Origin of the sequence: Bacillus marinisedimentorum (assembly GCF_001644195.2) — a bacterium.
GTDB classification, from domain to species: Bacteria; Bacillota; Bacilli; order Bacillales; family Bacillaceae_O; genus Bacillus_BL; species Bacillus_BL marinisedimentorum.
Genome location: NZ_LWBL02000025.1, coordinates 1 through 17,846 on the forward strand (window position 1 = coordinate 1; position 17,846 = coordinate 17,846).

At 47.0% G+C, this 17,846-nt stretch carries 21 protein-coding genes; 8 read left to right on the forward strand and 13 right to left on the reverse strand.

What is annotated here, in order from left to right:
- Window positions 1-261: 261 nt before the first annotated feature.
- Window positions 262-510: a hypothetical protein gene (locus A4U59_RS07430; protein ID WP_070120464.1), complete on the forward strand. Its 249-nt coding sequence runs from the start codon at window positions 262-264 to the stop codon at window positions 508-510.
- A gap of 119 nt (window positions 511-629) precedes the next feature.
- Window positions 630-1,022 carry a DUF1259 domain-containing protein gene (locus A4U59_RS07435; protein ID WP_070120465.1) on the forward strand — a complete coding sequence of 131 codons (393 nt, stop codon included), beginning with the start codon at window positions 630-632 and terminating at the stop codon, window positions 1,020-1,022.
- A 96-nt stretch (window positions 1,023-1,118) separates the two neighbouring features.
- Here the strand turns inward: A4U59_RS07435 and A4U59_RS07440 are convergent, their stop codons facing one another.
- Window positions 1,119-1,571, reverse strand: coding sequence for a hypothetical protein (locus A4U59_RS07440; RefSeq protein ID WP_070120466.1), 453 nt, complete (start codon window positions 1,569-1,571; stop codon window positions 1,119-1,121).
- Between the two features lie 237 nt (window positions 1,572-1,808).
- On the opposite strand from A4U59_RS07440, the gene A4U59_RS07445 reads away from it, so the two are divergent.
- Window positions 1,809-3,368: a peptide chain release factor 3 gene (locus A4U59_RS07445; protein ID WP_211274913.1), complete on the forward strand. Its 1,560-nt coding sequence runs from the start codon at window positions 1,809-1,811 to the stop codon at window positions 3,366-3,368.
- A gap of 86 nt (window positions 3,369-3,454) precedes the next feature.
- On the opposite strand, the gene A4U59_RS07450 is transcribed toward A4U59_RS07445, so the two are convergent.
- Window positions 3,455-4,096, reverse strand: a complete 642-nt coding sequence (locus A4U59_RS07450; RefSeq protein WP_070120468.1) for a hypothetical protein — start codon at window positions 4,094-4,096, stop codon at window positions 3,455-3,457.
- A 339-nt stretch (window positions 4,097-4,435) separates the two neighbouring features.
- Between A4U59_RS07450 and A4U59_RS22570 the strand changes: the two genes are divergently transcribed.
- Window positions 4,436-4,522 carry a putative holin-like toxin gene (locus A4U59_RS22570; RefSeq protein WP_425388885.1) on the forward strand — a complete coding sequence of 29 codons (87 nt, stop codon included), beginning with the start codon at window positions 4,436-4,438 and terminating at the stop codon, window positions 4,520-4,522.
- 176 nt (window positions 4,523-4,698) lie between these two features.
- Here the strand turns inward: A4U59_RS22570 and A4U59_RS07460 are convergent, their stop codons facing one another.
- The 8 genes from A4U59_RS07460 to A4U59_RS07500 form a co-directional block, all read right to left on the reverse strand.
- Window positions 4,699-5,988: a bifunctional folylpolyglutamate synthase/dihydrofolate synthase gene (locus A4U59_RS07460; RefSeq protein ID WP_157888151.1), complete on the reverse strand. Its 1,290-nt coding sequence runs from the start codon at window positions 5,986-5,988 to the stop codon at window positions 4,699-4,701.
- A 35-nt stretch (window positions 5,989-6,023) separates the two neighbouring features.
- Window positions 6,024-6,908 carry a UTP--glucose-1-phosphate uridylyltransferase GalU gene (gene galU / locus A4U59_RS07465; RefSeq protein ID WP_070120471.1) on the reverse strand — a complete coding sequence of 295 codons (885 nt, stop codon included), beginning with the start codon at window positions 6,906-6,908 and terminating at the stop codon, window positions 6,024-6,026.
- Window positions 6,909-7,145: 237 nt separating this feature from the next.
- Complete coding sequence (locus A4U59_RS21700) at window positions 7,146-7,382, reverse strand: hypothetical protein (protein ID WP_070120472.1); 237 nt, start codon at window positions 7,380-7,382, stop codon at window positions 7,146-7,148.
- Between the two features lie 46 nt (window positions 7,383-7,428).
- On the reverse strand, window positions 7,429-8,040 hold the full coding sequence (gene wrbA / locus A4U59_RS07475; RefSeq protein WP_070120473.1) for an NAD(P)H:quinone oxidoreductase: 612 nt from the start codon (window positions 8,038-8,040) through the stop codon (window positions 7,429-7,431).
- A 159-nt stretch (window positions 8,041-8,199) separates the two neighbouring features.
- Entirely contained in the window at window positions 8,200-8,448 is a 249-nt protein-coding gene (locus A4U59_RS21705) for a hypothetical protein (protein ID WP_070120474.1), read from the reverse strand.
- A gap of 720 nt (window positions 8,449-9,168) precedes the next feature.
- Window positions 9,169-10,341, reverse strand: coding sequence for a tryptophan synthase subunit beta (gene trpB, locus A4U59_RS07490; protein WP_070120476.1), 1,173 nt, complete (start codon window positions 10,339-10,341; stop codon window positions 9,169-9,171).
- 257 nt (window positions 10,342-10,598) lie between these two features.
- Entirely contained in the window at window positions 10,599-11,021 is a 423-nt protein-coding gene (locus tag A4U59_RS07495; protein WP_070120477.1) for a hypothetical protein, read from the reverse strand.
- A 167-nt stretch (window positions 11,022-11,188) separates the two neighbouring features.
- Window positions 11,189-11,551, reverse strand: a complete 363-nt coding sequence (locus tag A4U59_RS07500) for a hypothetical protein (protein ID WP_070120478.1) — start codon at window positions 11,549-11,551, stop codon at window positions 11,189-11,191.
- 263 nt (window positions 11,552-11,814) lie between these two features.
- Here A4U59_RS07500 and A4U59_RS07505 point away from each other — a divergent pair, with 263 nt between their 5' ends.
- The 4 genes from A4U59_RS07505 to A4U59_RS07520 all read left to right on the forward strand — a co-directional run bounded on the left by A4U59_RS07505 (window position 11,815) and on the right by A4U59_RS07520 (window position 14,982).
- Window positions 11,815-12,759 carry a DMT family transporter gene (locus tag A4U59_RS07505; protein ID WP_070120479.1) on the forward strand — a complete coding sequence of 315 codons (945 nt, stop codon included), beginning with the start codon at window positions 11,815-11,817 and terminating at the stop codon, window positions 12,757-12,759.
- 193 nt (window positions 12,760-12,952) lie between these two features.
- Window positions 12,953-13,573, forward strand: a complete 621-nt coding sequence (locus A4U59_RS07510; protein WP_070120480.1) for an NAD(P)-dependent oxidoreductase — start codon at window positions 12,953-12,955, stop codon at window positions 13,571-13,573.
- A gap of 107 nt (window positions 13,574-13,680) precedes the next feature.
- Entirely contained in the window at window positions 13,681-14,250 is a 570-nt protein-coding gene (locus A4U59_RS07515) for a general stress protein (RefSeq protein ID WP_070120481.1), read from the forward strand.
- A 141-nt stretch (window positions 14,251-14,391) separates the two neighbouring features.
- Complete coding sequence (locus tag A4U59_RS07520; RefSeq protein ID WP_070120482.1) at window positions 14,392-14,982, forward strand: hypothetical protein; 591 nt, start codon at window positions 14,392-14,394, stop codon at window positions 14,980-14,982.
- On the opposite strand, the gene A4U59_RS07525 is transcribed toward A4U59_RS07520, so the two are convergent.
- The 3 genes from A4U59_RS07525 to A4U59_RS07535 form a co-directional block, all read right to left on the reverse strand.
- On the reverse strand, window positions 14,973-15,452 hold the full coding sequence (locus A4U59_RS07525) for a hypothetical protein (RefSeq protein ID WP_070120483.1): 480 nt from the start codon (window positions 15,450-15,452) through the stop codon (window positions 14,973-14,975). The two genes, A4U59_RS07520 and A4U59_RS07525, sit on opposite strands and share 10 nt — an antisense overlap.
- A 402-nt stretch (window positions 15,453-15,854) precedes the next feature.
- A complete protein-coding gene (locus A4U59_RS07530) occupies window positions 15,855-17,285 on the reverse strand; it encodes an ammonia-forming cytochrome c nitrite reductase subunit c552 (protein ID WP_070120484.1) in 1,431 nt (476 codons plus the stop codon).
- Window positions 17,286-17,801 (reverse strand): NapC/NirT family cytochrome c, encoded by a 516-nt coding sequence (locus A4U59_RS07535; RefSeq protein ID WP_070120485.1) that lies wholly within the window; start codon window positions 17,799-17,801, stop codon window positions 17,286-17,288.
- Window positions 17,802-17,846 lie beyond the last annotated feature (45 nt).

Genomic DNA, 17,846 nt, shown 5'->3' on the forward strand with positions numbered 1-17,846 from the left:
GTTCCTGCTTCCCTACGGTCGCACTCACAGTGTCTTCTTTGCCGCGGGGCGGCGGTGAGCCTTCTCATCGCTATCGCTCTTGCGGGGTCTCACCTGTCCCGCTAGTCCCGCAGGACGTTGAATAAGCTTCTTTGAAAAGACACCGCACGAAGAAAATTGACTTTTATTTTCGTGGAGTCTCGCACCTTCCACTCCAATCAACTAGTGAAAAAATCAACATTGTGCTTTAACACAGCCTCATTAAGTAAGAGGAGGGATTTTGTGTTAGAAGTCCTGGCTGTACTGCTTGCAATCAGCAGCTGGCTTTATTTCATCTATCATTTGCGCCGCGATTACCATGTAAAGGATTTGACGCCTGCAGGGATCATCGGGGCTGTCATGGTTACCGCCCTTTATTATACCTTTACAAAGGACGGTAAAGCAGAGGTGAATATGGTTATCGGAACAGTCCTTCTCAGCCTCATTTTCATTGCTCTGACAAAATACCCTCCTTTTCATCATAAGAAATAATACGCAGCCAGTGTGTTTTTATTTCTTCCCGTTCGGGAATTATCCCTATAGTTCTGTCCGGAGAAATCATTTTCTCCCCATGAATAACTAGTAGAATTTATGAAATGGAGTGAAATGACATGTCAGACATGAAGGAACTATGTAAGAAATTCGGTGAAACACTGGGCGGCGAAGGAAAAGCGAAAGAAGGCGTTTGTGCGGTGGAAATCAAACGCAACCTTGATGTGAAAATAATGGGTAAACCGTTTAAAAGTGAAATTAAAGGCGAGATCCACTTCGAATCCCTGGATGAAGATGGGAAATCACTGAATGCTGCGGAAATGGCGGTCCTTGAAGAAGAGGTGCCTGCCTATGTGGCAGCACTGTCAAAATACGATCTGATGGTGAGTGCTGTCCACAACCATTGGCTGCATGCCGAACCGAACCTATTATACGTCCACTGCCAGTCGGTTGAACCCCCGCTTGACTTTGCGGAAAAACTTGCAGAAGCAATCAAAGTCCTGAAAAAATGATGACCAGCCTCACCCCAGCCTGCTTCTTTGGAAGCGGGCTTTTTTCATAATACCTTCTTTTAATCACCAAAAATACTTATTGCCTGTTATCCAGAACTATTTGCTTCCGCTTTTCATATCAATGGTAAACGAAACAAACTCCTTTTCATCAAGATAAAAAGTGAATAGCCATTCCCCTGGTGTCTCGACTGCAAATTTCGCCCCGCTTACTGCATCTCCTTTCCCTTGGAAGTGCTGAAGCGGCCATTCATACGGCGTCTGTATTTCCCCGCTTTCCGGATGCTTTCCAGTCATGCGGTAACTGCTCCCTGTTTCAGCCAGTTCTCCCCAGAAAAAAATCTCGTAATGGCCGGGTGTTGCGATTTCAACATCCTTATCGCCGTTCAGTTTAATAAGCCCCACCTTATTTTCAATCCCGAAAAGGTTCATTCCGTCCGCCTCAAAGTAACCGGCTTCTGGCCTGGCTTCCTCCTCCACGGATGGCGTACATGCACTAAACAGCATTAAAAACGGCAGCAAAGCGCTTAAGTATTTAACCTGATTCTTCAACCCGCGTCCCCCTTTCCTTTCTATTTAACGATTTCAGCAGTCATTTTGTTCCGTTATTGCATCTTTTTTTATTTATGCCAGCACCCCGGAGCCCTTCTCCCTGTCCGGGTTTATATGCTATACTGTATTATTGCAGATTATAAAATCAGCAACACGGTATCGAAGGGCTGAAGATCTGGCGCATGTCACCCATACCGCCTCGTTTTTTCAGCACCGCACCCAGAAAGGACTGCCATTATGAGTACACTGGATAAAAACAATGAATATAAAAAACGGCGCACCTTTGCAATCATCTCTCACCCGGATGCAGGTAAAACAACGCTTACCGAAAAACTGCTTTATCTTGGCGGCGCCATCCACAAGCAGGGAACCGTCAAAGCGCGAAAATCAAAAAATTTCGCGACCTCCGACTGGATGGAACTTGAAAAGCAGCGCGGCATCTCTGTGACTTCAAGTGTAATGCAATTTGATTATGACGGTGTGACTGTCAACATCCTCGATACACCAGGACATGAAGATTTCAGTGAAGACACGTACAGGACCCTTATGGCTGTTGACAGCGTTGTCATGATCATTGATGCGGCAAAAGGGGTCGAAGCCCAGACGAAGAAGCTTTTTAAAGTCGTCAGCCAGCGCGGCATACCGATTTTCACTTTCATCAACAAGCTCGACCGGCAGGGCCGCGAACCGCTTGAACTGCTTGAAGAAATCGAGGAAGTCCTCGGCATCCATTCCCACCCGATGAACTGGCCGATTGGCATGGGTATGTCTTTCCGCGGTGTATATGACAGGAAGGAAGACCGGCTTGAATTTTATGAAACACGCCAGGACGGCCAGAGTCTTGAGATACAAAAATGGGAAGATCTCGAGCCTCATCTGGATCCATCAGAAATTGACAAGCTTCAAGAAGATATCATGCTGCTGGATGAAGCCGGCAACCCTTATGACAAAGATGCCATTGATAACGGAAAATTGACGCCTGTTTTTTTCGGAAGTGCCATCTCCGGCTTCGGCGTCCCTTCATTCCTTTATCATTATTTGCAGCTGGCGCCTTTGCCGCAGCCGCGTAAGAGCACAGAAGGACTGATTGATCCGTCGGATGATACATTTTCGGGATTCGTTTTTAAAATCCAGGCGAACATGAATCCGGCGCACCGTGACCGGATTGCCTTCCTCCGCATTGTATCGGGGAAATTCCAGCGCGGCATGACAGCAAAGCTTGACCGGACCGGCAAACCGATGAAACTCGCACAGGGCCAGCAGTTTTTTGCCGAAAACCGTGAAGGACTGGAAGAAGCCTATCCCGGTGATATTATCGGGCTTTATGATCCCGGCGTATTCCAAATCGGCGACACGCTTTATGAAGGAAAGAATGATTTCAGTTTTGAGCCTCTTCCGCAATTTCCGCCGGAGCATTTTGCAAGGGTCCGCACGAAAAATGCCATGAAACAAAAGCATTTTTATAAAGGACTTGAGCAGCTTTCACAGGAAGGCGCCATTCAGGTATATAAGACCCCTGATGGAACAAACGTGTTTCTTGGCGCAGTCGGCGTCCTGCAATTCGAAGTGTTCCAGTACCGGATGGAAAACGAATACAATGTGGATATCGAGATTTCTCCGATTCCGCATAAACATGCTCGCTGGGTTGAAAATTGGAAGGACTCATTCAGGTCCTTCGACAAGTATTCCAATATGCTTGTCCATGATCGCTATGGAAGGCCAGTATTCCTATTTGAAAACGATTTTTCACTGCGCTGGTTCGGCGACCAGCATCCTGAGGTTGAGTTGAAAGGTTAAAAAAAGAGTGAAGGAAAACAGACGGCCGCTTTGTTTTCTTCTTTAACCGGCATAAAAAGCATCGGAAGCTCCCGATGCTTTTTATTTTATGGCTTCACGTAATATTCATTAACAGTGCCATCAATCCGGTATTCCTTGATGAATATCGTGTTTTCGCCACTCCTTGAATAACCCAGTGTTGCGCTGACAGCCTCGTCCTTATCGTTGAACCGGATAATCATTTGTATACCGGTTACACCGCTTTTAAGCGACTGTAAGTCAAGCCCCACTGTTTCAACCCGTTCATCACCGGCATTGGATGTGAAATAATCATAGCGGACGGCTGTGACCCGATTTGCTTCCGTTTCTGTCACTCTGTCGGCAGAGGCTGTCTCTTCCCATTCATCCCTCGCCATGCTCAGGGAAAAAGCTTGATCCAGTTCACCAGCCCTATCCGAAATTTCGTTTTCTCCAGGAATTGTGGTTGCAACCGTTGCAGGTAATATGCCTGTTGATTCAAGCTGATTTGTCAGCCATGGGAATTTGATGACACCCGCCTGGTCTGCGATAAGCACAAATATAACTGACAGCATCAGGATAAGGATGCCGTTTACCGCCCACCATAATTTACTTCTGGACTTCTTTATTTGAATGATTGGCGGCCGCGGCTCCCAGTACTCCTGCTCTTGGTCAAGTTCCGGGTCATCAAAAAGGATTTCTTCTTCATTTTTTTCCTGGCGATCCGCCATTCCGCTCACCTCACTGCCAAAAATGTTTCTAGTATGATGTACCCGCATACAAAATATGGTACACGGGCTTTACATTTATTTCTATTCGGCTTTCCAGGTGCATCTCCTGTTACGGCACAAAAATTTCACATTAGGAACAAAGTCCTTCCATCAATTCGGTTTTGGCGGCAAACAGCTTGTTCCCACTGCCTTATTCCCTGTTTTCCTAAAATCAGATAACATACGAAAGCCCCGGTCTGTCCCCGGGGCGAATCGTGGTATAATGAATAATGCAGCTGTATGTAAGCAGGGTGGCGGCAGCATCCCCGACTTCATGATGGAAGGGGGTGGTGCCTACTGATGACTCCATTTGAATCGCTGGTGCTGATGATTTCTTTTGCATCGCTGGTGGTCTCAATCATTGTGGCGTCAAACGGAAAAAAGTAACCCACCCTGCCGGTCAGTAGGGATGAGGGTTACTTTTTCCTGGTCCTGAACGCTGCCGCTTCCTGGCGGAAAGACAGCTGTATGGAACACCGATGTTGCCGCATCGGTGTTCTTTTTTAGTTGGCTTTCTTTGTTTTATTATATGTCTACGAATGTGAATGTTGCAAGCGGGACATTCATGTCATAAGCAGCCGCCGGGCTTCTCCGGCAAAATACAAAGAACCGGTTATAAGAATGGTATCCCCTTTTTCCGTGGACTGAAACGCTTTGTTGAGAGCGGTCCCGGCATCAGCCTGCCACTCCCATGTCAAACCGGTGCTGTCCATCATCCTTTCCACGGCCTCTTTATTTACCCTTCTTTCCGCAAAAGGCGATGGAACAATATCATACCTTGCTTCGGGATAAAAAACCGAATTAATCATTTCCGTACTATTTTTATTCGAACTGGCCGAAAAAATGACTGCTTGCGGAGACATGCCATCATTTTTCAAATTTCGAGCGAGTGTCTCAAGCTCCAGCACATTATGGGCGCCATCAATCACAACATTCCTGCCGTTTTTTGTAACCATTTCGTACCTGGCCGGAATACGGACAACCTGCAGTCCCAAACGAATAGCTTCTTCATTACCTGCAGACGTCAATCCAGCAAGCTCGCATACAGCAGCAATGGCGGTTGCAGCATTTTGGATTTGATGATATCCGGGAGCGGAAAGCTCTAGTCGCTTCAAATCCTTTTTTCCGCTGTAATCAAAAACGGATGTGCCCCTGGCTGATCTCCTGCTTTCCACCGAAAAGTCTTCCCCGAAAAACAGGAAAGGGACTGCTGCGGTTTCGGAAAGGGCTCTCAAGTAACTGCGGGCAGCGGGGCTGCGCATGCCGCAGATGACCGATGCTGTACCGCTTTTTATAATGGCGGCTTTATCCGCTGTAATATCCTCTATTTCGGTACCGAGCAGTTGTGTATGGTCTTTCGTAATTTCCGTTAAAACTGCAATGAGTGGATCAAATAAAATTGCAGGGTCGCTTTTGCCCCCGACGCCATTTTCATAAACGACAAGGCCAATCCCATTGCGGCTGTACCACAGCAGCCCGATGAGAATCATGAGATGCATATGCCCCAATTCTTGCTCTTCCTGAAACGTTTTCAGCCCTTTCTCCACTTCGGAAGAGAGCTTTTCTAAATCAGGGGCTGGCATTTCCTCGCCATTTATTTGAAACCGTTCTTCATACCTGGAGAGATGCGGACCCGTAAACAGCCCGTGGGCGACATCACTTGCGGTAAGAATCGCTGAAAGAAAATGGGCGGTTGACCCTTTTCCGGCGGAACCTGCAATTTGGATAAATTGAAATTCGCGCGGGTCTAAATCAAAATGGCTGAGCAGTTTTTCAAGAAGCACTGCATGATATCCGTTCTTCCTGTTCATTGTCCGGCTGTAATAACGTTTAAAAAAGTTGCTATATGACATGGTGCGTTTCCCCTTCTTCGATTCGGCCTCCGGCACTATAGGATTCCTTTTTTTACGAGTTCTTCAAGGTATGACCGCAGTTCGGCCTGCAACTCTTCCCGTTCAAGTGCCAGGTCCAAAGTCGCTTTGATAAAACCGAGTTTATTGCCGATATCATAACGGCGGCCTTCAAAATGATAAGCGATCACTGCCTGTTGTTCGTTCAACAAATTGATGGCATCTGTCAACTGAATTTCACCGCCGCTGCCAGGTTCAAGGCCTTGCAAAATTGGAAAAATTTCCGGCTGAAGAATGTACCGCCCCATAATGGCGTAAGTGGATGGCGCATGTCCGGCAGGCGGTTTTTCGATAAGGCTCTCCAGATTGATGACACCTTCTTCCGGTTCCGTCCCCTTTGGTTCTACGATGCCATATTTCGATGTCTCTTCTTCAGGAACAGGCTGGACTCCGACTACGGAAGCATGGTACCGATCATGAATGGAAAGGAGCTGTTTCAAGCACGGTGTTCCCGCCGTACGGACGATGTCATCGCCGAGTAAAACGGCAAACGGCTCATTTCCAATGAATGACTGGCAGGAAGCAATCGCATGCCCCAGGCCGAGCGGCTCTTTTTGCCGGATATAATGGATATTGGCAAGATTCGAAATGGATTGCACCTCAGCCAGCTGCTCCCACTTTCCTTTCGCTTCGAGAGCGGCTTCCAGTTCATATGATTTATCAAAATGGTCTTCAATCGCGCGTTTGCCGCGGCCGCTCACGATGATGATATCATCAATTCCGGAGGCTGCCGCTTCTTCAACTATATACTGGATCGCAGGCTTATCAACAATGGGCAGCATCTCTTTCGGCTGTGCTTTTGTAGCCGGTAAAAAACGGGTTCCGAGGCCTCCTGCCGGAATGATCGCTTTACGGACTTTCATGTTATCCCTCCATCAGCAAAACAATTCGGATTCTTTCTGATTTCATTTTAACAGAACAGGAAGTACCCATTACGCATTTTGAATCTGGGACCAAATTGAAAAGGCCGATGAATCATGATTGTTCCTCGTTCCTTGTGTTTTTTGAGAATAGATTATATGTGTGGAGTGGTGCGGAAGGCATAAGAATCCCTGAAAATAAAAACCAATTTTCTTCGTGCGGTGTTAATTGGAAGAAGCTTATTCAATGTCCGGCGGGAGCAGCGGGACAACTGAGACCCCGCAGTCGTACACAGCGACAAAGAGGCTCAGCGCCAGCCCCGCGGCAAAGAAGATACCGTGAGTGCAACCGGAGGGAAGCAGGAACGGATGTTGCACTTGTGCACGTGGTGAAAGCGAGCCCCTGCTGCGGAAATCAACAGCGACGTTTAACAGAACCATTAAAAAAACGCTTGAATCAAGCGTTTTTTTATTCATTATAAGGTTATTTCATATCACTTACCGGCATCTCTGAATGTGTGTTTTAATCGCTTCCGTTTTTCACCCATTCGGCGACAGTGACCGTCCGTTTCGCCTGATGCTTTACGGCTGCTTCCACTTCCTCTTTCATATTGCCGTCCTGGTCCACCGTTACAGTCGTGCCGTAAGGGTTACCCCCCGCCTTATAGACTGACTCATCCGTGTAACCAGGTGATACGACAATTGCCCCCCAATGGAACATAGTCGTATAAAGGGACAGGACAGTCTGCTCCTGGCCTCCATTAGGATTATTGGCGGAAGACATGGCACTTACCACCTTATTGGCAAGCTTCCCTTCCATCCAGAGACCTCCTGTGGAATCGAGGAACTGCTTCATCTGTGCAGGAACATTTCCGAATCGTGTCGGGCAGCTGAAAACGATAGCGTCCGCCCATTCCAAGTCTTCAAGGGTGGCATCCGGGATGCTGTCTGTTTTTTCAAGATGCTCTTTCCAGGCCTGATTTGATTCGATTGCATGCATAGGTGCCGTTTCTGGTACCTTCAGCAGTTTGACTTCTCCGCCTTTTTCCCGGGCTCCGTCTGCTGCCATCTTGGCAAGTCGGTAATTCGTGCCGGTCGAACTGTAATAGATAATTGCGGTTCTTATTTTTGTCATCTTACCCCTCCATGATTAACTGGCAGGACATCCGGCTGCCGTTTTCTTCTGTTTTTATGATTCCCCAAAAAAAAGGTTGCAAAACTAAAGGCCTGCCGCCATCAAAAAATGGGGCAAGCCTTCAATGTTCTTAATTATCTGGTGCCTGCAACACAATTATTAGCCGAACGGTTTGCTGTGAATTGCCTTAAGTGCCAGGCCCTCATCATCTTTATGTACAAAAATCTCATAAGATGCGGCGGCAAGCCCAAAAGAGCCCTGTGAATGTGACGAGGACTGAATGGAATCGACTGCAGTCCGGTACTTAATTCCCGCGGTTTTGAGTTTTGCTGCGGCTCTGGAGTAGTCATTCTGTTTTACTGTTCCAACCTTAGATGGGATACAAATGATGCCGGACTTGGATAACAAGTTTTGGCCTATTCAGGGATGCTATCAGTCATTTTCAGCGCTTCGTTCATTTTTGCTGTACAGCTTTGAAATCGAATCGGGTGCAGATCCAGCTCTGGCGTGAAAACTATGCTGGACGGCGTGAAACAGTTGTTCCGGCGTGAAAGTCGGGGTCTTTGGCATGAAATGTTCGAAATTGCGCATGAAACCCAGGTAGTTTAGCGTGAAAGACACAGAATTCCGCGTGAAAGTGCATCCCCTTCATCACGGCTGTTCTGATACGGCGCGAAAAACCGGGTATATGGCGTGAAAGACCAGATATCCGGTGTGAAACAAGTGAGTATGAAAAAACTTGATTGTCTTTTTATAAAAAAAGAAACCAATTTGCAGTGGTTTCGGCTTTTCTCAGTGTTTTTATGAAACTGATTGTCCAGATTGACCTTGTACGTTCGAAATTCTGTTTCCCCGTGAAATTCAGCTGGGGTTCCGGGACATTGATGGATCATATTGGGAAGCGGCTGTGTTGGCATGAAAACAAAGAGTTTTGTTATGTAAGCCGAGCTGTATGGTTCGAAACAGCCGATTAGGCGTCCTCTTGTTTGAATACAAATATTCCACCCAATTGGCGATTGACATTGTCCATGCCCCCTTCTTATGTGGTGCCTCCTGCAAACTGGGCCAGCAGGAAAAGAGCTGACCGGCCAGCTTGTAGTCCAGCCTGGCTGATCAGCTCCTGAAAAGTCACCTTTCGTTATTGAGCAAGTTATATACATGCTGAACGTCTTTATCGCCGCGTCCGGAGACGTTCACGATCAAAACATCGTCTGCCGGGAGCTGCGGAGCAAGTTTCATAGCATGCGCTACAGCGTGTGAGCTTTCCAATGCAGGGATGATGCCTTCCGTCCTTGACAGTTTCTGAAAAGCTTCAAGCACCTCATCATTGGTGACGGTGACATATTCAGCCCGTCCGTTCGTTTTCATGAAGCTGTGCTCCGGCCCGACTCCCGGATAATCAAGGCCTGCCGCAATCGAATAAGTCGGTTTCGGCTGTCCGTTTTCATCAATGAGCGCCAGGCACTTAAACCCATGCAGGTCTGCAGGCACACCTTCTGTCAATGTCGGGGCTTTATCCGGCTCAACACCGATGAGCCTGACATCGGGTTCATCAATATAATGGGCAAATGCTCCTATCGCATTGCTGCCCCCGCCGACACAGGCGATGACCGCGGTAGGAAGCTTCCCTTCTTTTTCAAGAACCTGCCGTTTGGATTCTTCACTGATGACGGCCTGAAAGTGCTTAACCATTGTCGGATAAGGATGCGGACCAACAGCAGACCCCAGCAGATAAAACGTGTTCTGATAGTTTTCAACGAGGTCATTGAGCGCTTCATCAACTGCCTCTTTGAGCCGGCCCTGGCCTTTATCTACAGCAACGACTTCCGCGCCGAGCATTTCCATCCGGAAAACATTGAGCGCCTGCCGCTTCGTATCTTCAAGGCCCATGTAAATGGTGCAATCCATATTGAACATGGCACATCCCATCGCTGTCGCAACGCCGTGTTGTCCTGCACCAGTTTCGGCGATCACCCGCTTTGCACCCATTCGCTTGGCGAGCAGGATTTGCCCCAGCACGTTATTAATCTTATGCGCTCCCATATGATTCAAATCTTCACGTTTTAAATAAATTTTAGCACCGCCGAGTTGTCTTGTGAGATTGGCTGCAAACGTGAGCGGATTTTCCCTGCCCACATACTCCTTCAAATAGTACTTGAACTCTTCGTTGAATTCTGGATCGTCTTTATACTTCAAGAACTCCTCTTCAAGCTGGTTCAATACTTCCTGAAGCCCAGGCGGCACCTGGCTTCCGCCAAATTGTCCATAAAACCCTTTTTTCTCTGTTTCCACTCTGCTCATCTGTATTCCTCCTAGTCTCATCTAATAACTGAAAATTCAGTTATATTGATATAATAGCAGAATTACTGTTGGATGAAAAGGTATTTTCACCGGGCATTTTTGGAATTTAAAAAAAGCACCCAAAAATCCAGGTGCACTTCAATCTTCATTATTGTTCACTAAGCCGTCCTGGAAGGAAATTCATCAAACATGTCTTACAGACTTGTGGGCCAACAGCAGACAAACTAAGGATGGCCGATTCAGCATCTGTGCAATACTTAAAACAGCCCGGCGTCCATTGCGCTTAGTCCATCAGGTGCAGAACCATCTGTGGCATCTATCTTTCCATCTACACGGATTGCTTTTTCATGACTTGCCGGTGTTTGATTATGAAAATCAAATAACAATTCCTCAAGATCCGAATCGGTTACCAGCCCATTTTCCAGGGCGAATGCTTCCACTTCAGCCGCTTCCATTCCCGCAAGATCATCAGCAAGCCTTTGCTCGAGGAGATTCTTTTCAAGAAGCTGTTGAATCAGGTAGGCTGTCCATAGACCGAAGGTGATCGGTGTCATTTCCTGAATCGCAGCAGATTGCCGCTTTTTATCCTTCTCAGGCTCCGCGTCTCTTTGCTGTCTTCTGTACTGTTGAATCATTACTGCGACCAGAAGGAGAAACACCAGACTGTATAATAGTTCCATTCTTTCACCTCGCTAAGATGTTATTTATTAACTATTATTCCCGATCGGTCTTTTCTTTACGAAAATGTTCGCACATTAGCCAAATCGATTAAAAAAGTTGACCGTAAAATCTGTAAATGTACACGGCAGCATGCTGGATTCATTTCCGAATTGCTGCCGTATACACTTTAATTATTGTAAAACCCCGACTCAATCAGCGTGAATTTCGAGGCGACCACCCGGCTTCGGACAGTTATCTCCTGTCCTCCATTTTTAAAAATAAGACCAGATCCAATTTGTTCGACAAACGCCCACCCGCGTTCTGTCATCATTTCAATAAACGGATCATAGTCATTACCGGACACAAGATAGCAGTCCGGCCCATGATCAACCTGAAAGATTTCCAGCCCTCCACCCTTCAAATAAAGCATCCCCATCATGACAGCAGGCACATTCCTGGTCTCCACATCACGGTCAATGTAAATGAATATTGCGGCAAAGCAAATGAAAGCGACAAACCCAAATGCCTGAAGGACCATTTTAATTTTCATTTCTCCCCGCCCCCCTTTAAGCCCTTGCTGAAAACAGATAGTGGTCAAAAAGGCACATGACCTTTCTCATATAAATTCGCCGAAACTGGTTTCATATCCTTCCTTGATGCATGATCAGCCGGTTTCGTTGCCTGGGAATTGCCTGGCAATTCCCAGGCAATTTTCATACAACATGATTCTTCCGCGAGCACTGGTTTTGCCTTTTGCCCGCATTTCCATATATGATTAAGAAAGCGGCAAATCGTACGAGGGGAGGGGTCGGAGTGAAGAAGGTTGTGGGTTCTTCATATTTTTTATTGATAATAGCCACCCTGTTCTGGGGAGGGAATTTTGTCATTGGACGAGGCTTTGCAGATACGCTTCCCCCGTTCACACTGGCTTTTTTCCGCTGGCTCATTGCCCTCGTGGTCATAGCCCCTTTCGGCTATAAGCAAATCAGGGAAAATAAACAAATTTGGATAGAACGGTTTTGGCCGGTTTTCTGGATGTCCCTGACCGGCGTTGCGGCTTTTAACACGCTGCTCTATATTGCCGTACATTATACGACATCAATCAATGCGGCTCTTGTCAATGCCCCGACACCAGCATTAATTATGCTGCTTTCCATCATTTTCTTGAAAGAAAAGTTGACGTTCAGGCACCTTATTGGGATTGCCTTTTCCATTGCCGGTGTCCTGTTTATTGTCAGCCGCGGTTCGCTCGAAACGCTGCTTACATTTTCCATAAACACCGGAGAGCTCTGGATGCTGGCGGCTATTACGGTCTGGTCGGTTTATTCAGTTCTCGTCAAACGGTATGCCGGAAATTATCCCGGCTATGGTTTATTTATGATGACAATTTTTATCGGACTTCTGTTCCTAACCCCGTTTGCTGTTTACGAATGGGCAGCCGGCACCCCGATGACCTGGAGCCTCTTTACATGGTCCGGCCTCATTTATGTGGGCGTATTCGCTTCCGTCGTAGCATTTATCGCATGGAACACTGCAGTTGCCCGGATTGGCCCCGGCAATGCGTCACCGTTTTTAAATCTAATTCCGGTGTTCGCAACCATGTTTGCCCTGACCTTTCTTGGTGAATCCATCGGCTGGCCGCAGCTTACCGGAGGAACGCTTGCCATTATTGGAGTACTGATTACCACCGGCAATATCAAGCTTCCGAAGGTTTTCAGAAGACCGGTCACAAAGCACTATCATATGGACAGCAGATAAAAAGCCGCTTCGGGCACAAATTCCGGCCCTGGCGGTTTCATTTTATTCAGCTTTATTCAATACTTTTCACTTCCTCTTCTGCCGGGCAGAGTTTATCTTCTGCACCCGACACTTTCCGAACTACCAGCATTCCGATGATGTTGAATAACATTCATCTATACCAGCGGTCCATCATGAGAAGGAGGATATCGTTATGAACATATGTCTTTTTGGCGCCACGGGAAGGGTTGGACGCAAGATAATGAATCTGGTCATTGAGGACGGACATAAGGTGACAGCGCTTATCCGCGATCCGGCCAATTTTTCCTTTCGGCATGAACAATTGAAAATCATAAAAGGAGATGCAATGTCAGCGGCAGCGGTACGCAAAGCCGTCCACGGGAACGATGCCGTCATCAGTTCACTTTCAACCGGCAATACGACCACTCTATCCGACAGCATGCCGTCTATCATAAACGCTATGGAGGAGGAGGGAATCAAGCGGATCGTCACGATCGGCACCGCAGGGATACTCGACAGCCGTATCGAATCCGGTAAACTCCGGTACCAGACAAGCGAGTCACGGAGAAAATCGACCGCAGCGGCAGAAGAGCATGAAAAAGCATATTCCATATTGAAAAAGTCTCGACTGGATTGGACAGTTGCCTGTCCAACTTATTTGCCGGAAGGGCCTTCAACAGGAAAGTACCGTGTCGAAAAAAACCTGCTTCCCATAGGCGGAGTGAAAATATCAACTGGCGATACAGCAGCATTCACATACAATGAATTGGCCGAAAAAAAGTTTCTCTGCAGCAGGGCAGGCCTCGCTTATTGAATGGTAACCATACCCACCTCCCGTCATATCCGAATATAGAAACGTGATTTATAGATGAAAATTCAGGGTAATGACATGTAGACCGATAAAACTATGGAGGTGTTTTAATGGATAAGAAAATTATTGGTGGAGTATTTGATAACACAGAAAACGCTGAGGCCGCAATTAAATCATTGAAAGATATGGGTTATTCAGCTGATGACATTTCTGTTTTCGCTAAAGACAGTGACGATGTTAAAGATCTCGAAGATGTGACAGGTGCTGACGTCTCTGAAGAAGAAAGCGGACGCGGCAAAAATGCAGCTAAGGGTCTTGGAATCGGTGCCGGAACAGGCGGTGTGCTTGGCGGTATTGCCGGCCTGATAGCTGAAGTCGGCTTGCTGACAATCCCCGGAGTTGGTGTTCTGGCCGCAGCTGGACCGCTTGCCACTACATTAAGCGGTGCCGCAATCGGAGCAGGCGGCGGCGGACTTGTCGGCGCTCTTGTCGGAGCAGGCATTCCGGAAGAAGAAGCAAAAGAATATGAAAAATATGTAAGTGAAGGAAAAATCCTTGTCCTTGTGGAAGCTGACGAGCAGCAGGAACGCGACGTGTACGGCACATTCTACACAAATGACACAGTAAACACAGACATGTATCCAGAACATGTACGCCGCAGCTACAATGACGGTGTATAATCACTTATTTGCAAGAGCCGGCTTATCTCGCCGGCTCTTTTTATAACGTTTAAAGTATCCTTCCATGTCATATGTGCAGGAATTCAGCAGATGGTTTTCGAAGTACTATACATACGAGGCGTTCGAAAGCGGGTGGTTCCCATGTCCGATGCATCCCTTCTGATAGGTCATTTTTTCTTGATGATCCTCATTCTTGATTTGACAATCAGGCTATTCAGGATGCCGCGCAGACGGCCGGTTTTCCACACAGTCAGGACGCTTTTATATGTCGTGCTGTTCAGCCTCCATCTGGCCGTCTTCCTTATCATTTTTCATTGGTGGACATTTCAGCCCGGCATTCCTTCTGGAAGCTTCAATACCGCACTCTCCATCATGATCCCTGAAGCCGTTTTGTTTTTGGTGTTTCTTTTCATTCTTGCAAAACAGCTTTCAACAACCTTCCTTCAACAACATCCATTTATCAGTCTGGCCTGGATGTTGGCGGCAGGTGCCGTCCTCATTTTTCTTATCCAGCTTGAAATCAAGTATGCAGGAATCCTGCACGGTACACTAGACGAAAAAATGAACCCCTGGTGGCTCTGGTGGAAAGACCAGCATAAGAACAGCCTGTACTTTAACATCTTTTCTTACGGAATAGGAATCACATCGGCAATCCTCACTGGCATTGCATCCGCATTATTTCGTTCTTCTTTAAAAAAGAATCGGCATCCCGGGCGGAAAGCTTATTTCTGAATGGGAGGAATGACTTTCACATCTTCCGCCGTATATAGAACCAGATCACTCGCCTCAAGAAGGTCAGGGAGTTCCGCGAAAGCCCCTTTGTGGATATTCGTCATTAAAATTACCGGCACATTTTTCGATTGCCCTCCATCAAGGTCGATCACCTGGCGGGCTTGTCCGGCGGCTGTTCCACCAAGTACTGCTTCTTCCCCAAGCTGGCGGCGCAGCCCCTTGTCGCCGGGTCTTACATTGACAGAGAAACTGACTTTTTCTTTTCCCCTGTTCACAAACTTTAAGCTGCAGCTGTAAAAAAATTGACCCGATTCCGGCATCGCATTAGGAAGGCAAGTACTCTCCGACTTGTCCAAATCGACAGTCTGCAAACCGCTTGTCAGCTTCATATATCCTTTTTCCTGGATAACGCCCATCATAAGAAACAGCACAATCAGACCAGTAATCCACGCCCATAGTTTTCTGCTCATGTTTCCCGCTCCCCCAGTTAACGAAAGTTTGGTCTCGGCAGGTGGTTCCTTCCTGCCCGCCCGGCTGATTTCCTTATGCTACTAATTCTTGGAGGAATGAAGCGAATCCTTTGTTGAAACCTGTCTCGTTTTTGGAAGTCTTCGCAGATTTTGTATCCCCACAGTTTTTTTCAAACTGGTGAGAGCCCTTTTTGTTCATTTGCTTAATGCAAGCATATTTATTTTTCCACAGGTTCACAACAAACAGCCAGCTTGCTTGCCAGATTCGCTTTCCTGGTCTAATATAGAAAAAAACACTGCGCAAACTCACATTTGCACAGTGTTTTCGGTGTAACAGGCGCTGTTGGCGCAGCTGCCTGTACACAGGCGGGCGTCTGTTTACGCATACGACCGCTTACAGATTTACTTTTTGTCTTGCGGCTTTTGCGGAGGGAAGAATTCGTTGAGCGCGTGGTCTTTCTTCACAAAATTATCCTTCTCTTCGTAAACCGCTTTCTTTGCTTCCTCGATTTTCTCCTTTAATTCATCGAGGTCGACCCCGCGTTTTACAAGTTCTTCTGTCGCAATGCGAATCGCTTCATTCGATTCTTCACCGGACATCCTCAGTGCATCCATAGATCCTTGCGGATTATGGAATCCTGCAGAACTCTCGGCAGCAACGATATCCCAGAACCACTGGCCTTTGCGGACATGTTCCTGTGCTTCTTTGATTTTATCCTCACTGACGCCAGCGGTGATCATCCTGTTGATATAATAATGGGCTGAAATCGAGATATCCTCGGCTTTATGGAGCGCCTCCATATGTGCGTCCTGGATATCAATGACACGCTGTTCCAGGTCATCCAGATCACGGTTGCTGTGGCAGGTCGCGCAGGATGTATCCATCGTCTTAAGCGGCGATGTCCACCAGTGGGAACTCATTTTCTTCTTGCCGTCCACCCGTTCATATGGCATATGGCAGTCGGAGCATGACACCCCTGCTTCACCGTGCGGGCCTTCCATGAATGTCTCAAAGTCTGGATGCTGCGCTTTCAGCATCGGCGTTCCGGAAATGTTGTGAATCCAGTCTTGATTAAAACCTGAGTCTTTGGCGACTGTTTCATAATACTCATACATATTCTCCGGCTTGAAGCCTTCAGACCATGGGTACGTCACTTCCTGTTTTTCCGGTTCGAAATAGTATTCAACATGGCATTGTCCGCAAACATAAGAGCGCATCTCATTTTTTGTCGCTTTAGACACATCTACACCCTTTGTTTCCATTGCTTTGATAAAGCTCGGACGTGTAACACGCAAATCCATTGTCTGAGGATCATGACAGTCGGAGCATCCGATTGGAGAGTGCCCCATCTCCTCAGCTTTCGGCAGGATTTCACTGTTGAAGTTCGCACTCCAGTAATCATCACCCATTTCCTCAATCATATGAGGGACGGCCGTTGACTTGCATGTCATACAAGAGCCGATTGACTTATCGGTGATCCTGGCGATCGTAGTGACATCCTCCAGTGCATAAATATGGCCGCGGTCTTCGTTATACTCCGTCGCGAATAAGTATCCGTTAAAAAGAATAGGCAAATATGGTTCCTTGTCATGGTCGAATTTGCTTCGGCCTACTGAACCGCTGTATTTCGTATCTTCTTCTTCAAGGTTTTTTTGGTAGCTGTCATACTGAAGCGGGAATAAATCTTTGAACGCTTCGTTGTTGATTTCATCCTTTGCTAATCCGGTTTTCATATCTTCTGCCGACGTTTCTTCCGATGCACTCGAACAACCTGAAATGACAAGGAGGAATGCGAGCAGAAGCAAGAAACTCCAGCGATGGAATCTACTCATTTAGTAGAACCCCCCTTTTTTCTCTAATAACGCCCCTGATTGAGGCGGCTTATGGAACTCATCTGTCTTGAAATCATCACCGTGAGGCACAGCCTGGTGGCAATCCACACAGTTATCTTTGGCATCATGTGATACGTTATCAAGTGTGGCCTCATGGCAGTCAAGGCAATTCTCATTAATTACTTCTGAAGAACCTGCGGTGGCATGGAGTACATCCGGTATTTTCTCAGTTCCCAATGTATTGAAATACATGTGGCCAAGACCGGCCTTCGCTTTATACGTGAGTTTCTTTGCCACATTTTCATGAGGCAGATGGCAGTCATTGCACGCCAGGGTAGCATGGGTTGACGCTTCAAATGATTCATGAACTGAAGTCATGATATGGCAGCTCTGGCAAAACTCAGGTGAGTCTGTATACGCAAATGTTTTAACGGTAAGAACCGAAAGAACAATTCCCGTAAAGACCCCGACAAGCAGCAAAATTTTCTTGTCAATCCCCAGCAGTTTTTTCAACATCAGTTTCACCTCCTTTCAAGGGGTGATCCAACCAGGAGACGAACA

Excerpts from the sequence above, each read along its gene's own strand:
- A4U59_RS07435 (WP_070120465.1), top strand. The coding sequence starts at position 630 with ATGTCAGACATGAAGGAACTATGTAAGAAATTCGGTGAAACACTGGGC.
- A4U59_RS07445 (WP_211274913.1), top strand. The coding sequence starts at position 1,809 with ATGAGTACACTGGATAAAAACAATGAATATAAAAAACGGCGCACCTTT.
- A4U59_RS07450 (WP_070120468.1), bottom strand. The coding sequence starts at position 4,096 with ATGGCGGATCGCCAGGAAAAAAATGAAGAAGAAATCCTTTTTGATGAC.
- A4U59_RS22570 (WP_425388885.1), top strand. The coding sequence starts at position 4,436 with ATGACTCCATTTGAATCGCTGGTGCTGATGATTTCTTTTGCATCGCTG.
- A4U59_RS07460 (WP_157888151.1), bottom strand. The coding sequence starts at position 5,988 with ATGTCATATAGCAACTTTTTTAAACGTTATTACAGCCGGACAATGAAC.
- galU (WP_070120471.1), bottom strand. The coding sequence starts at position 6,908 with ATGAAAGTCCGTAAAGCGATCATTCCGGCAGGAGGCCTCGGAACCCGT.
- A4U59_RS21700 (WP_070120472.1), bottom strand. The coding sequence starts at position 7,382 with ATGAATAAAAAAACGCTTGATTCAAGCGTTTTTTTAATGGTTCTGTTA.
- wrbA (WP_070120473.1), bottom strand. The coding sequence starts at position 8,040 with ATGACAAAAATAAGAACCGCAATTATCTATTACAGTTCGACCGGCACG.
- trpB (WP_070120476.1), bottom strand. The coding sequence starts at position 10,341 with ATGAGCAGAGTGGAAACAGAGAAAAAAGGGTTTTATGGACAATTTGGC.
- A4U59_RS07495 (WP_070120477.1), bottom strand. The coding sequence starts at position 11,021 with ATGGAACTATTATACAGTCTGGTGTTTCTCCTTCTGGTCGCAGTAATG.
- A4U59_RS07500 (WP_070120478.1), bottom strand. The coding sequence starts at position 11,551 with ATGAAAATTAAAATGGTCCTTCAGGCATTTGGGTTTGTCGCTTTCATT.
- A4U59_RS07510 (WP_070120480.1), top strand. The coding sequence starts at position 12,953 with ATGAACATATGTCTTTTTGGCGCCACGGGAAGGGTTGGACGCAAGATA.
- A4U59_RS07515 (WP_070120481.1), top strand. The coding sequence starts at position 13,681 with ATGGATAAGAAAATTATTGGTGGAGTATTTGATAACACAGAAAACGCT.
- A4U59_RS07520 (WP_070120482.1), top strand. The coding sequence starts at position 14,392 with ATGTCCGATGCATCCCTTCTGATAGGTCATTTTTTCTTGATGATCCTC.
- A4U59_RS07525 (WP_070120483.1), bottom strand. The coding sequence starts at position 15,452 with ATGAGCAGAAAACTATGGGCGTGGATTACTGGTCTGATTGTGCTGTTT.
- A4U59_RS07530 (WP_070120484.1), bottom strand. The coding sequence starts at position 17,285 with ATGAGTAGATTCCATCGCTGGAGTTTCTTGCTTCTGCTCGCATTCCTC.
- A4U59_RS07535 (WP_070120485.1), bottom strand. The coding sequence starts at position 17,801 with ATGTTGAAAAAACTGCTGGGGATTGACAAGAAAATTTTGCTGCTTGTC.